The sequence below is a fragment of the Halomonas sp. genome (assembly GCF_033549285.1).
Classification (GTDB): Bacteria; Pseudomonadota; Gammaproteobacteria; order Pseudomonadales; family Halomonadaceae; genus Halomonas.
Map to the genome: position 1 here is coordinate 1 of NZ_JAWSUJ010000102.1, position 14,368 is coordinate 14,368.

The following is a 14,368-nucleotide window of genomic DNA, read 5'->3' on the forward strand; positions in this document are numbered from 1 at the left end:
GAGCCGGGTGCGTCAATTGCGCATGCCCGGATCTGAGGGGGGCCGGGTCGAGCAATCGCCCGGTCTACCCGACTAGGCTTGCCAGAGGAAGGAGTCATGTAGGACGCGGTGATGCTCAAGGCGATACTGCTCGATATCAGTGGCGTGCTGGCCGAGGATGGCAAGGCCCTGCCGGGTGCCGTGGAGGCGGTGGCGCGGCTGCAGGCGAGCGGGATGGCGCTGCGCTTTCTCACCAACACCTCGCGCAAGACCTCGGCGGCGGTCTGCGAGGAGCTGCAGCGGCTGGGCTTCGCCGTGGAGCCGACGCAGGTGTTCACCGCCCCGGGGGCGATACGTCGCTATCTCGAGCATCATCGGCTCCGCCCCTACCTGCTGATCCACGAGAAGCTCGAGCCGGAGTTCGCCGACCTGCCCCCGGGCGAGCCCGACGCCGTGGTGCTCGGCGATGCCGAGCAGCGCCTGGACTATGCCCACCTGGACGAGGCCTTCCGGCTGCTGCTGGAGGGGGCGCCGCTGCTCGCCGTGGGCACCAATCGCTACTTCCGTCAGGCGGGCACGCTGCACCTGGATGCGGGGCCCTTCGTGCGGGCCCTGGAGTACGCCGCCGGCGTCGAGGCGCGGGTGCTGGGCAAGCCCGCGGGCGACTTCTTCCATGCCGTACTCGAGGAGGCCGGGGTGGCGCCCGGCGAAGCGCTGATGGTGGGCGATGACGTGGAGTGCGACGTGGCCGCCGCCATGGCGGTCGGCCTGCAGGCGTGCCTGGTGCGCTCCGGCAAGTATCGCCCGGGTGACGAGGCCCAGGCGCCCGAGGCACGCTGCGAGGCGAGCCTCGCCGACCTGGTCGAGGCACTGCTGGCAACCCGTTAGGCGAGCACGCTAACCGATTCCCTCCATGCCGTCTGGTGTCCTCCTGCGCGGCGCCATATGCTGGAGCCGCGCACCGGGCCGGCGCGTTCGCTGGCCGGTCAGCCTCTCAGGAGACACGCCATGGAACACGAGGAGAGCACCGAGGGCCGTTCGCCGCGGCTGATGCACGACGAACTCCCCAAGGAGCATGAAGACCCGCTGATCCGCAGGCTGCACCTCGTCATCCGCTTCGCCATCAAGGTCCTGGCGGTGCTGATGGTGCTGGTGATCATCTGGGGCGTGCTGGACGTGGTCTACGTGCTCTACTCGCGCTTCATGGCCCCGCCGGTGATGCTGTTCGAGGTCAGCGATATCTTCCTGATCTTCGGCGCCTTCATGGTGGTGCTGATCGCCGTGGAGATCTTCATCAACATCCGGCTCTACCTCGGCACCAATATCCTGCCCATCCGCCTGGTGATCGCCACGGCACTGATGGCGATCGCGCGGAAGGTGATCATCCTCGACACCGAAGTCGTCACCGCGGAGGAGATGCTGGCCATCGCGGCGGTGGTGCTGGCGCTCGGCGTGACGCACTGGCTGGTTGGCAAGTAGTTGCCGCGGCCGCCGCCCTGGGGGCTACCTGCGGGATGCCGGGCTGCTCCAGGCCCCGGCGCGGCTGACCATCCGCCAGGGCGAGGCGATGGGACGCCCCAGCCAGCTGGAGGTGGAAATCCCCGCCGCCGGCGGCATCCGGGTGGCCGGCACCGCGGTGGAGCTGTAAGCCTCTCTCCCGCGTCCCTGCGTTGAGAGCCCGCGTTTCCCCGCCACGGGCGGCCGGGTAGGGTGGCCGCTGGCGCACGCCGTCCGGGTGCACCACGCTTGAACGACGTCCGTGCGGAGTCGACTCCCTCCGCACCCCCTCCCGGCATCAACCCGATCAGGAGCCCGTCACCATGAGCAAGCCCGTCATTGCCGACAACAAGCCCGCCACGGTGAAGCTGACGAAGGGCAAGGAGTACGCCTTCTGCCGCTGCGGGCGCTCCGCCAGCCAGCCATTCTGTGATGGCTCCCACGCCGGCACCGGCTTCACGCCCAAGAGCTTCGTTGCCGAGCAGGACGGCGAGGCCACCCTCTGCCAGTGCAAGCACACCGCGGATGCCCCCTTCTGCGACGGCACCCACCAGCGCTTCTCCGATGACCAGGTGGGCAAGGAGGCGCCCAGTGAGCAGGCCTCCGGCGAGGGGGCTGCCTCGAGCGGGCCGGTGGTCGCCGACAACAAGCCCGCCACGGTGACCCTGACCAAGGGCAAGGAGTACGCCTTCTGCCGCTGCGGGCGCTCCGCGGACCAGCCGTTCTGCGATGGCTCCCACGCCGGCACCGGCTTCACGCCCAAGAGCTTCGTTGCCGAGCAGGATGGCGAGGCCACTCTCTGCCAGTGCAAGCACACCGCCGATGCGCCCTTCTGCGACGGCACCCACCAGCGGTTCGCCGACGACCAGGTGGGCAAGGAGGCGCCCGGCGAGGCGACGGACGCCGCCGACAAGGCCCCGGAGGCCAAGGCCACCCGGGAGGAGCCCACGGTGGTGTTCATCCACCGGCTGGCCCGGGAGGGCCTCGAGCAGATGGGGCCCCACGGCCCGACCACCGCCATGGGGGTGCCGCGCCATACCCTGCCGCACTGGGATGACCTGCAGATCATGGCCGCCCAGCTGGCGACCCAGCCCCTGATGGAGGAGGCCGAGGTCGCCACCGAGCTGGTCATCGGCCCCGAGGCCAAGAAGCCGCTGACCCTGAGCATGCCGCTGTTCGTCTCGGACATGAGCTTCGGCGCCCTCTCCGAGGAGGCCAAGATCGCCCTGGCCCGCGGCGCCGAGCGGGCCGGGACCGGGATCTGCTCCGGGGAAGGGGGGATGCTGCCGGAGGAGCAGCAGGAGAACTCCCGCTACTTCTACGAGCTGGCCAGCGCCCGCTTCGGCTACCGGGAGGCGCTGCTCGAGAAGGTCCAGGCCTTCCACTTCAAGGGCGGGCAGGGCGCCAAGACCGGCACCGGCGGTCACCTGCCGGGCAACAAGAACACCGGCAGGATCGCCGAGGTGCGCGGCATCCCCGAGGGCGAACCCGCGGTTTCGCCGCCCACCTTCCAGGACCTGCACACGGTGCAGGACTTCCGCCGCTTCGCCGACCGGGTGCGGGAGGTGACCGGCGGCATCCCGGTGGGCTTCAAGCTCAGTGCCAACCACATCGAGCGGGACATCCAGTTCGCCCTCGACGCCGGTGCCGACTACCTCATCCTGGACGGCCGCGGCGGCGCCACCGGCGCGGCCCCGGCACTCTTCCGCGACCACATCAGCGTGCCCACCATCCCGGCCCTGGCCCGTGCCCGGCGCTACCTGGACGAGCAGGGGGCCAGCGGCCGGGTCACCCTGATTGTCACCGGCGGGTTGCGGGTGCCGAGCGACTTCGTGAAGGCCATGGCCTTGGGGGCGGACGGCATCGCCATCGCCAACAGCGCCATCCAGTCGATCGGCTGCGTGGCCGCGCGGATCTGCAACACCAACAACTGTCCGGCCGGCGTCGCCACCCAGCGCAAGGACCTGCGCCAGCGGCTGGACGTCGAGAAGTCCGCCCGCCAGCTGCAGAACTTCCTCGAGGCCTCCGTCTCGCTGATGCAGGTCATGGCCCGGGCCTGCGGCCACGACCGGCTGGACCAGTTCAACCGCGAGGACCTGGCCACCTGGCACCGCGAGATGGCCCTGCTCAGCGGGGTGCGCTACGCCGGCGTGCTGGACCCGCGCGGCTGAGGCTCGAGAGTTCCGTTGCTCCCGGACGGCACCAGCTGGCCCGGGGGCCGCGGGCCGGCGCCACCCGTCGTGAGCATCGTCGGTTCGCCGGCCGGCACCCCTCGCGTGGTGGGGCCCGGGCAGGTCGACTATCGTCAAGGCAGGGGAAGGACTCGCCAGGGGCAGGGAGGCCCGGGGGTCGGAGGCCGCACCATGCAGCGCATCTGGCATATCCATGCCATCACTTGGCGCCTGATCGTCATGACCACGGTGGCGATCGCCTTGCTGGGTGCGATCTTCGCGCTGACCTTCTTCTAAACCAGCGCTACCTGGTGACCTGGGCGGTGCCCCTGTGCGGCATCATCGGGGGGTTCGTCAGCATCCAGCGACGCCTGAACAAGGTCATGGACGAGGAGCTCGCGCTGCTCAATGCCTCCTGGTTCCTGATCCTGCTGGTGCCCATCTTCGGCGGGGTGTTCGCCCTGGTGCTCTACCTGGTGTTCCTCTCCGGCATCGTCTCCGGCGATCTCTTCCCCGCCTTCTCCTTCCCGACCCGGGACGAGATCCAGGAGGGCGAGGACTTCATGCTGCACATCTTTCAGGAGACCTACCCGAGCACCGGGCCGGACCTGGCCAAGCTGCTGTTCTGGTCGTTCGTGGCGGGCTTCTCGGAGCGCTTCGTGCCGCAGCTGATCAGCTCGGTCACCTCATCGGTGTCCGAGGCCGCCGAGCGGGATGAGCGCGACGAGCGGGATGACACGCAGGAGCGCTGAGCGATCAGCGCCAGCCCATCCGCCAGGTGTCATCATCCTTGAGGGTCTGCCAGGGCAGGGTGGTCTCGCGCCGGGTGTAGACGGCCTCGAGGACCACCGCGACCACTGTCTCCTCCGCGTCGCGTTCCAGCGCCGTCACCAGGAAGTGCTTCTCCTTGTTCCGGGGCCGCACCGCGGTCCACTTGCTGTGGTACAGCTTCTCGGGATTGATGGTGTTCATGGCCGTTTCCTCGGCTGGCGGGATAGCGCTCCAGTGCCGGGCAGCACCGTCAGGCGTGGAACAGGGCGCGCCGGCGGGCCGGCGCACCCTGCGTGATGCGACATCCACCGGCCCGGATCAGAGCCTGACCAGCATCTTGCCGCGGTTGGCGCCCTGGAACAGCTTGAGGAAGGCATCGGGGGTGCGCTCGAGGCCCTCCTCGATGGTTTCCTCGTAGTCGAGCTTGCCGCTCTCGACCTGCGGGCCGACCTCCTCGAGGAACTGCGGGTAGTGCGCCCAGTGGTCGAAGACGATGAAGCCCTCCATGCGGGCGCGGCGGATCAGGATCATCGCCAGGTTGCCCGGGCCGGCGCTCGGCGTTTCCTCGTTGTAGCGGGCGATCATGCCGCAGACGGCGATGCGCGCGCCGACCTTGAGGGTGTTCAGCGCCGCCTCCAGGCAGGTGCCGCCGACGTTCTCGTAGTAGACGTCGAATCCCTCGGGGCAGGCGTCCTGCAGCGCCTCGGTGAGCTGGGCGGCGTCCTTGTCCCGGTAGCTCACCGCCTTGATGCCGTGGGACTCCAGCCACTCGAGCTTCTCGGGCGCCCCGGCGATGCCGACCACGGTGCCGCCCCTGGCCTTGGCCAGCTGCACGGCCAGCGAACCCACCGCGCCTGCGGCGCCGCTGACCAGCACGTTGTCGCCCTCCTGCATCTCGGCGATGCGGTTGAGACCGGTCCAGGCGGTCATGCCCGGCATGCCGAGCACGCCCAGGTAGGCCTGTTCCGGCACCTCGAAGGTGGGCAGGGGTTCCAGCTGGTCAGCCGGCAGCTGGGCGATGTCCCGCCAGCCGCCCATGTGGCGCACCCTGGTGCCCACCGGGAAGGCCGCATCGCGGGACTCGATCACCTCGCCGATGGCCGCGCCTTCCAGGGGGGCGTTGAGCTCGAAGGGCTCGATATAGGTCGTCACGCCGCTCATGCGGCCGCGCATGTAGGGGTCCACCGACAGCCAGCTGTTGCGGATGCGCACCTCGCCCTCGGCGAGCGCGGGCAGTTCCTGCTCATGCAGCTCGAACAGCTCGCGAGCCGGCGTGCCCTGGGGATGGTCGTTGATGGTGAAGTAGCGGGATTGCATCGTGCGGCTCCTTCGCTTCGGTGAGTAGACGACCAGTCTAATGCAGGGATGGCCGACTGGCCAACCTGTCCGGTCGTGCCGGCTGGCCCTGGCGAAGGATGCGGATTCGCCGGGCAGCCGGCATCATGGATGCCCGGCCCACGGCAAGGACGCCCATGCTCGCCTTCTCCATGCTCTACTCCCTCTCGCTGGTCGTGCTCGGCCTCTGTGCCGATGCGCGGTGGCGCGTCGGCGGGGCCTTGGCGGTGCTGCTGCTGGCGGGGCTCGTCGGCCTTGCGACCTGGCTCTTCGTCATGCTGGCGCTGGGCTATGTGGCGCTCAGTGCCTGGATGCAGGCTAGTTGGGCGCCTCCCTGGCTGGCCTGGGCGCGCATCGCGGTGTGGGTCGTCGCCAGCGCCGGGCTCGTGATCCACGCCTGGCCGGGCCACGAGGGGCTGGTGGTGGTCGAGCAGCAGGTGCTGAAGGCGCAGAGCCTGCCCATGAGCCTCTACCTCAACCACGACAAGGTGCTGGTGGCCTGGTCGCTGCTCGGCTGGCTGCCGCTGTTCGGGCGCAGCGTGTCGCCGGTCGGCGGGGTGCCGTCGCTTGCCATGCCATGGCTGGCTGCCGCGGGCATCGTGGCGCTCATGGGGCTCGCGGTGGCGCTGGGGCTGGTGGCGTGGCAGCCGGGCCTTGTGGAGGTGGCCTGGGTGTTCGCCTTGGCCAACCTGCTCAATACCTGTATAGCCGAGGAGCTGCTGTTCCGGGGCATGCTGCAGCGCTGGCTGATGGGGCGTGCAGGGGCGCTGGCTGGCGTGGCGCTGAGCAGTGGGCTCTTTGGCGTGGCACACCTCGCCGGGGGCGGGACCTTCGTGCTGGTCGCCACCGCCGCCGGGCTGCTCTATGGCCTGGTCTACCTGTGGACGGGTCGGCTGGTGTGGGCGGTGCTGGTGCACTGGGGGCTCAACCTCAGCCACCTGCTGCTGTTCAGCTATCCCATGCTGGCAGGTGCCTGAGGTGAGCCAGTGGCTCCTTGCGGCGTCCCACCCCGACGGGTCGGGGTGGAAGGGTGTCAGGGTTGGCTCTTCCCTGAGCCCTCGTCGTGACGAGTATTGCGCCTGAGGGGGTGGCTCTTCCTTGAACCGCTCATCGCGACGAGTCGTTCTCCTGTCCGGTACCTAGCGAAAGGTGTGCCAGGATCAATTTTATTTCCTTTAAATCAAGTATTTGTCGATTTAAGGTGCCCTGGCCGGCTTTCCCCGGCCCGGCGAACGCGATGAGACTGTCGCCAGCCGCCAACAGGATCGGCGCGCGAGGCGAGCAGGCGGGCTCCTGCTGGGCTGGAGGCTGTCGCTTATCCGAGACAGTCGTGGACCTTCGGGCCTCTTGCGGTGTCAATCGGGCCATGTCGTCCTCCGGACGCCGGGGTAGGGGACCGCAAGACACCGGGCCGCGATCAGTCACCCTTATCCAGGGCATGAAGCCCCATGGCAATCAGCTCGTCGGCCATCGCCCGGGAGGCCAGGGCGAACTCCACCCGTGCCGTGGCCAGGGCACTCAGGTCGCGCGAGTCGACCTCATGCTCCAGGCGGTCGAGGCGCGCCTTGGCCTCGGCCAGCCGCCGGGCCAGTGACGCCTCCAGGCCGATGCAGGCCCGGGGCAGGTTCGGCATCGGAAACGGCTGCTCCACCAGTTCCTCGGGGGCTGCCTCAGGCAGCTCGCATGCCAGTGTCGGGATGTTCATTGTGCAACCTCCTCGGCCTCAGGGGGTGGCCAGGATGGGACGTCCTGTGGTCCAGGGCCCACCAGCAGCGGGACAGGCCCCTCTCAGTGACTATAGTGTGTTTTTTTGTAAATCAAGGCGAGAATCTGTTGCGGGCGTGGCTGGACTAGGCTGGTGGATGAGCCTCGGGTCTCGAGGATACCGATGAGTGACCTCCATCCCCTGTTTCGCCTGCTCCTCTGGCTGCTGCTGATCTACATCATGCTGGTGATGGTGGCCTGTGCCTTCCAGGGCCGGCTGCTCTACCTGCCCCATGTGGGCGGGAGCGAGTACCTTGCCACCCCGCAGGAGCGTGGCCTGGCCTATGAGCCGGTCACCCTGCGTACCGAGGACGGCCTGCGCCTGGATGCCTGGTGGGTGCCGGCCCAGACGGCACGGGGTGGCCTGCTGTTCCTGCATGGCAATGCCGGCAACATCTCCCACCGGCTGGATTCGATCGAGCAGTTCCACCGCCTGGGGCTCTCGGTGCTGATCCTCGATTACCGAGGCTACGGCCGGAGCGAGGGCAGTCCCTCGGAGGCGGGCACGGCGCACGATGCCCGGGCCGGCTGGCGCTGGTTACGCGAGACGGCTGGCCTGTCGCCCGGCGAGATCGTGCTGTTCGGCCGTTCGCTGGGAGCCGCCGTGGCGGCGAACCTGGCGCGAGAGCTCAAGGGCGAGGCGCGCCCCGCGGCGCTGATCCTGGAGTCGCCGTTCCGCTCGGTGCCCGAACTGGCCCAGCGGCTCTACCCCATCCTGCCGGCCCGCTGGCTATCACGCTTCGATTACGATACCGCGGCCTACGTGGCCCAGAGCGAGGCGCCGGTGCTGGTCATCCACAGCCGGGAGGACGACATCATCCCGTTCGCCGAGGGCGAGGCGGTCCATGCGGCGGCACCCGAGCCAAAGCGAATGCTGGTGATCAGCGGCAGCCATAATACCGGTTTCCTGGAGAGCGAGAGGGTCTACCTGGCGGGCATCGAGGCCTTCCTGGTCGAGGTCGCGGGGTTGCCCGCCCCCTGAACACGGCTGCGGCCCCCAGGGGGTGGTGTCCGGTGTAGTATCGGCCTGTGCATCGGTGACAGAAGCGCGACAGGAGGAAACATGGCATCGGCGAACGGCTGGCTCGTGGCCAGGAAGGAAACGAAGGCCCGCCTGCGGCGTGCAGCGGGAACCCTGCTGGTCGGGGCATATCTCCTGCTGGCCAGCGGCTGCACGATGCTGGCGCCCTCGCCGCCGGAGGACCAGCGCAACATCTGCGAGATCTTTCGTGAGCAGCCTTCCTGGTATGACCACGCCCGGGACGCCGAGGAACGCTGGGGAACGCCCATCGCCACGCAACTGGCGTTCATCCAGCAGGAGTCGGGCTTTCGCAGCCATGTGCGGCCGCCACGCACCCGCCTGCTGGGCGTGATTCCCTGGCGGCGGCCCTCCTCGGCCAAGGGCTACGCCCAGGCCCAGGATCCGGTGTGGGGCGAGTATCGGGACGATGCCGGCGGCCTCTTCGCGCGCCGTACCCACATGAAGCACGCCACCGACTTCATCGGCTGGTACAACGCGCGGTCACGCCGCCAGCTGGGTCTCTCTCTGCACGACCCCGAACGGCTCTATCTGGCCTACCACGAGGGCCAGGGTGGCTACAGTCGGGGCACCTACCGGGGCAAGCCCCGGGTGAGGCAGGCCGCGAGCCAGGTGGCTGCCCGGGCCGACCGCTACCAGGCACAGCTCGGCGCCTGCGAGGCCGAGTTTCGCTGTCGGCGCTTCTATCAGGTCTGGCCGTTCTGTCGCGCCTGAACGAAAACACCCCATCCGGCCCGGGGCCGGATGGGGTGCGGTGACTGCACTTGCAGGTACGGTCACGGCCTCAACGCTGAGGCTCTTCCTCGAACAGCTCCGCCTTGGCATCACGCATGACGTCCTCGCAGGCGGCCTGATGGGCGAGCTGGGTCAGCAGGCTCTGGCTCAGGGCGAAGCCCTTCTCCAGGCAGGTGTCGACGTCCTCACGGCTCACTTCGGGGGTGACGTTGCAGTCAATCTTGATCGTTCTTCCACCACCGTCCAGCCTGTCGGCGAATTCCCGAAAGCGCCAGGCGACTCGCTCCTTCCAGCTGGCTGATTCTTCCACGCCTTCGTTTACGCTAAACGTGCACTGCCACTCCGGTTTGTAGACCTTCATGAGAACCTCCCGTGCTGGCTTGAAAGAATGATCGATCGTGTCTTCTGCTCCGTATCTGAAGATGTTGCCCATTCATCATACAGGCTTTCCGCCTTCGGGCCAGTGTCCACGGACCGGGGCCGGGGCCGGCAAAGCCGGCACGCTCCTGAAGGGCGTTACCATCGAGTGGTCGCACGGATGGGGGTGACCCTGCCCCGGTCGATGGTGACGGCTCGGGACACGTCAGGGAGCGTCGTCAGCCCAGGTAGGCGGCGAAGGCTTCGAAGGCGGTCCGCTGCAACTGGGCCTGGTGTGCCCAGCACTCAAGGACGTAGGAATCGAACGGATGGGATTGCGCTTGTGGGGTGGTCATTGCAGATGCCCTCCTCATGGGGGTTGCCATACCACCATAGTCGCTTTCTTGCTGCGGTGCAGCATTATCTGTCTTTCGTGGCATGCCGAGCCCCTTTCCCGGCCTGTGTTGATCAGCGCGATCGTCCTGCTATTCCAGCATGACCTCGCCCAGCACCCCGGTCAGCTGCTCCAGCACCTCGCCGCTGTGCCGCCAGAAGTGCCAGTAGAGCGTCACGGCAAGCGAGCGCTCGGGGGCGATGCTGGCCAGCCGGCCCTCGGCCACCAGCGACGCCACCTGCATCCGCGGCAGCATGCCGTAGCCCATGCCGGCGACGGTCAGACGCACGAAGCCTTCCGACGAGGGGCAGAGGTGGTAGGGGAAGCGGCCGTCGAAGCCGCAGTCGGCGAGGAAGCGGTGCTGCAGCTGGTCATGGGGGCCGTAGACGATGGCCGGTGCGCGGCGGAAGGCCTCGGGCGTCGGCCCGTCCGGGAAGTGGCGGGCGATGTAGGCCGGGGTGGCGTAGGGGTGGTAGACCATGGTACCCAGCGGCACACAGCGGGCCCCGGCGATGGGCTGGTCGCTGGCGCACAGGCAGGCCGCCACCTCGCCGTCGCGCAGCCGCCTGAGCCCCACGTCCTGGTCCTCGACCACCATGTCCAGCAGCAGGCCCTCCGCCCGGCAGAAGTCGCCGACGGCCGCGGCCCACCAGGTCGCCAGGCTGTCGGCATTGAGGGCGATGCGCAGCCGCGGCGAGGCCTCCTCCAGGGTGGGCAGGGCCGTGCGCAGGTCGCGCTCGAGCAGCTGGACCTGCTGGACATGGTTGAGCAGCCGCTGGCCCGCGGGAGTGGGCCGAAGCACCGGGTGGCGAATCAGCACGGGCTGCCCCAGGCGGACCTCCAGCGCCTTGATGCGCTGGGAGACCGCCGACTGCGAGAGGCCCAGCTGTTCGCCGGCGCGCTCGAAGCCGTCGCACTCGACCACCGTGGCCAGCGCCTGGAGCAGCTTGTAGTCCAGCATGGGACCTCCGTGCCGGAATGAGAGTTGATATCAAAGTATAAGCAGAACTGATGCGATATTAGCAGGATGATTTTTCGGCATGGTGAAGCGTCGCTATGCTGGCCGCTCTTGACGGGGACCAGGACAGGGGAAAGGCCATGCTGGAGAGCTATCTGACCGGGTTGGTGGTGTGCGGCGGGATCATCGTCGCCATCGGCGCGCAGAACGCCTATGTGCTGGGGGTGGCAGTGCGGCGGGAGCACCACTGGTGGTCGGCCGGGCTGTGCATGAGTACCGACGTGCTGCTGCTGGCCGCCGGGATGTTCGGGGTCAGCGCGGTGCTGCTGAGCATGCCGAGCGCCATGGAGGCGCTGCGCTGGCTGGGGGTGGCGTTCCTCGCCTGGCTGGCGGCCCAGGCCTTCCATCGCGCCGCCACCGGGCGGCAGGGGCTGGCCGGCGGCGCGGCGAGCGGGCGCAGCCGCCGGGGGGTGCTGCTCGCCACCCTCGCGGTCACGCTGCTCAATCCCCAGGTGTACCTCGACACCCTGCTGCTGATCCCGGCCATCGGTGCCCAGCAGCAGAGTGCGGCCACCTTCGTGGCGGGCGCCGTCACCGCCTCGATCCTCTGGTTCAGCCTGCTGGCCTGGGGCGGCTCGGCACTCTCGCCCTGGCTCTCCCGGCCCCTGGCCTGGCGGGCGATCGACGCCTCCATCGGCGTGATGATGGCGGTCATCGCCGTGCACCTGGCCGGCGGGACCGGCCTTACGACCTGACGGGAATCAAGCGGCCTGCCGATGCCGCTCGCGGGCTTTGCAATCAACGAACGGCTTGGCTCTACTGGGGCCATGACACCGACCCAGGCCCCCGCTACCCCGGAGCGCAAGTTCGAGCGCTCGCTGGTCGAGGCGATCCTCGAAGCCTCGCCCGACGGCATCCTCGTCGTCGACGACCAGGGGGTGATCATCTGCCACAACCACCGGCTGCTCGAGGTGCTCGGCATCCCGCCCGGGGCGATTTCGGGTGGCGAGGATGGTGACCTGGCGGGCGTGGACGACCAGCACCTCCTGGCACAGGCGCTGCGGCGCTTGCGCGAGCCGGAGGCCTTCCTGGAGCGGGTGGAGAGGCTCTATGCCGACCCTGGCCTCGAGGACCACTGTGAGCTGGCGTGCCGGGATGGCCGCACCCTGGAGCGCCACTCGAAGGCCCTCTGGGGGGAGGGGCGGTGCTATGTCGGCCGCGTCTGGTTCTTCCGCGACATCACCGCGCGCAAGCGAGTGGAGCATGCCCTGGAGCAGCTGGCCCAGCATGACCCGCTCACCGGTGCCGCCAACCGCCGCCACTTCTTCGAGCGGGCCGCCGAGGAGCTCGCCCGGGCCCGGCGCCACGGCGATGCCCTCTCGCTGGTGATGCTCGACCTTGACCACTTCAAGCGGATCAACGACCACTGGGGACATGCCGCGGGCGACCGGGTGCTGCAGGCCTTCGCCGCCGGCGTCCGCTCGCTGCTGCGCCGGGAGGACCTCTTCGGGCGCATCGGCGGCGAGGAGTTCGTGGTGCTGCTGCCGGCCACCGGCCCGGAAGGGGCCCTGCAGCTGGCCGAGCGCCTGCGCCGCCATACCGAGGGCCTCGAGCTTGCGGAGAACGGCGAGCGGGTGAGCGTCACCACCAGTGCCGGCGTGGCGACCCTGGCGGCGGGGGATGCCTCCCTGGATGCCCTCCTGCAGCGGGCTGACGAGGCGCTCTATGCCGCCAAGCGGGCCGGCCGCAACCGCTCCTTCTGCCAGGCCTAGTAGATCGCCGCCGGTGGCACGTGCCGGTCCCCACATGTCCTGTGCGCATCACCCCCGTGCTCACCCCTCGCCGGCCGGCGACAGTTCCACCGCGGCACCGATCACGTCCTGGTAGTTGCGGATCCGCTGGACGTAGTGCACCGGCTCGTAGCCCCGCGCGTAGCCGTAGCGGGTCTGGGGGTAGTAGCGCTTGTCGGCCTTGAGCGGCAGCACCTCCCTCATGTCCTCCCAGGAGTCCGGGTTCCTGCCGAGCTCGCGTGCCAGCTCCCGGGCGTCCAGCAGGTGGCCACGGCCGATGTTGTAGCTCGCCAGGGCCAGGTAGGTGCGGTCCGGCTCGGGAATGGTCTCGGGCAGCCGCCGGTGGCGGTCGGCGAGATACCGGGCGCCGCCGTCGATCGCCGCGGCCGGGTCCAGGCGATTGGCGACGCCGAGGGACTGGGCGGTGTTCTGCGTGAGCATCATGATGCCGCGCACCCCGGTGGGCGAGACGGCCTGGGGGTCCCAGTGCGACTCCTGGTAGGCCAGGGCCGCGAGCAGGTCGGCGGGCATCCCGGTGGCTTCCTCGGCCGCCAGGAAGAGCTCGAGGAAGGAGGGCAGGCGCTCGTCGATGCGCCGGTTCAGCGCACGCAGGTCGACGAAGTCGAACTCGTCGATATAGGCGTAGTAGCGCGCCTCCATCGCCGCGACGCTCTGCTCGCCCTCATCGCTCTCCATCCACTGCCCGGCCATCTCGGCCAGCGCCTGGTGGCCTTCGGGCAAATACCAGCCCAGCCGGTCGCCGCTGGTCAGGTTCATGGCGACCTCAAGGTGCGGGAAGTGGCGACGCACCACCCGCACGATGTTGGAGTCGGCCAGGGTGCAGTCGATGCGCCGCTCGGCCACTTCGGCCAGCAGTATCTCGGTGGTGCGCGGGTCCTCCTCGAAGGCGATGCCGGTGTGGCGGTTGACCAGGCTCTCGAGCTTCTCCGCGTAGCTGGAGTCCGCCGTGACGCGCAGCTCGACGCCGGCCAGCGCCTCCACCCGGCGCGGCAGGGGACGCATGTCGCGGTGGCAGACCAGCTGCTCGACGATGTCGGTATGGCCGGGGCCGCGCCGGAAGCGCGCGTCGCGGGAGGGCAGGTGGGTCAGCCCCGCGGCGGCCAGGTGGACCTCGCCGCTCTCCAGGGCCTGCAGCACCTCGGCGGTGGAGCCCTGCAGCCGCCACTCGACCTCCCAGCCATGGGCCTCGGCGAAGCGCTGGACCAGGTCATGTTCCGGCCCCGCCGGGGTCTCGTGGCGGTCCAGGTAGTAGGTGGTGGCGGCGTTGCGGGTGGCGACCCTCAGCGTCTCGCCAGGCTCGGGCGGGTCGAGCAGCACGACCGGGGGCTCGCCCGGCTCGCAGCCCTGGAGCAGGGCCAGCGACAGCAGCAAAGTGGCGGTGAACAGGCGGGATCGGGACATGGCACGGGTATCCTGACCGGAGGGGCGAGATGATGGGACCAGCCTACCAGCCTCTCGCCGCGTCCTCCGCGGGACGAGTCAACGCGGGGCGTTGCGCGCCGGCCACAGCCTCGCCGCCAGGGCCGCGACGACGGCCAGCAGAGGCAGCCAGGCGCC

General features: G+C 69.3%; 16 protein-coding genes. 10 read left to right on the forward strand and 6 right to left on the reverse strand.

All coding sequences use genetic code 11. The features are described 5' to 3' along the window. Positions 1 to 111 precede the first annotated feature (111 nt). From SCI24_RS17810 to SCI24_RS17830, 5 genes are all read left to right on the forward strand, one after another. Complete coding sequence (locus SCI24_RS17810; RefSeq protein ID WP_318726650.1) at positions 112 to 867, forward strand: TIGR01458 family HAD-type hydrolase; 756 nt, start codon at positions 112 to 114, stop codon at positions 865 to 867. Between the two features lie 120 nt (positions 868 to 987). Next, the gene (locus tag SCI24_RS17815; protein WP_318726651.1) at positions 988 to 1,458 is read left to right on the forward strand and encodes a phosphate-starvation-inducible PsiE family protein; all 471 of its coding nucleotides are present in this window, start codon (positions 988 to 990) and stop codon (positions 1,456 to 1,458) included. After that, entirely contained in the window at positions 1,448 to 1,627 is a 180-nt protein-coding gene (locus SCI24_RS17820) for a hypothetical protein (RefSeq protein WP_318726652.1), read from the forward strand. Before SCI24_RS17815 ends, SCI24_RS17820 begins: the two co-directional genes overlap by 11 nt. A 172-nt stretch (positions 1,628 to 1,799) precedes the next feature. Further along, a complete protein-coding gene (locus tag SCI24_RS17825; protein ID WP_318726653.1) occupies positions 1,800 to 3,647 on the forward strand; it encodes a glutamate synthase-related protein in 1,848 nt (615 codons plus the stop codon). A gap of 311 nt (positions 3,648 to 3,958) precedes the next feature. Further along, a complete protein-coding gene (locus SCI24_RS17830; protein ID WP_318726654.1) occupies positions 3,959 to 4,399 on the forward strand; it encodes a hypothetical protein in 441 nt (146 codons plus the stop codon). Positions 4,400 to 4,403: 4 nt separating this feature from the next. On the opposite strand, the gene SCI24_RS17835 is transcribed toward SCI24_RS17830, so the two are convergent. Beyond that, on the reverse strand, positions 4,404 to 4,619 hold the full coding sequence (locus tag SCI24_RS17835) for a TIGR02450 family Trp-rich protein (RefSeq protein WP_318726655.1): 216 nt from the start codon (positions 4,617 to 4,619) through the stop codon (positions 4,404 to 4,406). 117 nt (positions 4,620 to 4,736) lie between these two features. After that, positions 4,737 to 5,735, reverse strand: coding sequence for an NADP-dependent oxidoreductase (locus tag SCI24_RS17840; RefSeq protein WP_318726656.1), 999 nt, complete (start codon positions 5,733 to 5,735; stop codon positions 4,737 to 4,739). Positions 5,736 to 5,890: 155 nt separating this feature from the next. Between SCI24_RS17840 and SCI24_RS17845 the strand changes: the two genes are divergently transcribed. Beyond that, positions 5,891 to 6,730 carry a CPBP family intramembrane glutamic endopeptidase gene (locus SCI24_RS17845; protein ID WP_318726657.1) on the forward strand — a complete coding sequence of 280 codons (840 nt, stop codon included), beginning with the start codon at positions 5,891 to 5,893 and terminating at the stop codon, positions 6,728 to 6,730. Between the two features lie 440 nt (positions 6,731 to 7,170). Here the strand turns inward: SCI24_RS17845 and SCI24_RS17850 are convergent, their stop codons facing one another. After that, a complete protein-coding gene (locus tag SCI24_RS17850) occupies positions 7,171 to 7,458 on the reverse strand; it encodes a hypothetical protein (protein ID WP_318726658.1) in 288 nt (95 codons plus the stop codon). A 183-nt stretch (positions 7,459 to 7,641) separates the two neighbouring features. On the opposite strand from SCI24_RS17850, the gene SCI24_RS17855 reads away from it, so the two are divergent. Then, on the forward strand, positions 7,642 to 8,499 hold the full coding sequence (locus tag SCI24_RS17855) for an alpha/beta hydrolase (RefSeq protein ID WP_318726659.1): 858 nt from the start codon (positions 7,642 to 7,644) through the stop codon (positions 8,497 to 8,499). 81 nt (positions 8,500 to 8,580) lie between these two features. After that, entirely contained in the window at positions 8,581 to 9,270 is a 690-nt protein-coding gene (locus SCI24_RS17860) for a lysozyme-like domain containing protein (protein ID WP_318726660.1), read from the forward strand. Between the two features lie 70 nt (positions 9,271 to 9,340). Here the strand turns inward: SCI24_RS17860 and SCI24_RS17865 are convergent, their stop codons facing one another. Both SCI24_RS17865 and SCI24_RS17870 read right to left on the reverse strand, forming a co-directional pair. After that, positions 9,341 to 9,652, reverse strand: coding sequence for a hypothetical protein (locus SCI24_RS17865; protein ID WP_318726661.1), 312 nt, complete (start codon positions 9,650 to 9,652; stop codon positions 9,341 to 9,343). Between the two features lie 481 nt (positions 9,653 to 10,133). After that, on the reverse strand, positions 10,134 to 11,003 hold the full coding sequence (locus tag SCI24_RS17870; RefSeq protein WP_318726662.1) for a LysR family transcriptional regulator ArgP: 870 nt from the start codon (positions 11,001 to 11,003) through the stop codon (positions 10,134 to 10,136). 137 nt (positions 11,004 to 11,140) lie between these two features. Here SCI24_RS17870 and SCI24_RS17875 point away from each other — a divergent pair, with 137 nt between their 5' ends. Both SCI24_RS17875 and SCI24_RS17880 read left to right on the forward strand, forming a co-directional pair. After that, positions 11,141 to 11,755 (forward strand): LysE/ArgO family amino acid transporter, encoded by a 615-nt coding sequence (locus tag SCI24_RS17875; RefSeq protein WP_318726663.1) that lies wholly within the window; start codon positions 11,141 to 11,143, stop codon positions 11,753 to 11,755. Between the two features lie 72 nt (positions 11,756 to 11,827). Further along, positions 11,828 to 12,772, forward strand: coding sequence for a diguanylate cyclase (locus SCI24_RS17880; protein ID WP_318726664.1), 945 nt, complete (start codon positions 11,828 to 11,830; stop codon positions 12,770 to 12,772). 60 nt (positions 12,773 to 12,832) lie between these two features. Here SCI24_RS17880 and mltF read toward each other — a convergent pair whose 3' ends face one another. Further along, the gene (gene mltF / locus SCI24_RS17885; protein ID WP_318726665.1) at positions 12,833 to 14,212 is read right to left on the reverse strand and encodes a membrane-bound lytic murein transglycosylase MltF; all 1,380 of its coding nucleotides are present in this window, start codon (positions 14,210 to 14,212) and stop codon (positions 12,833 to 12,835) included. Positions 14,213 to 14,368: the final 156 nt, after the last annotated feature.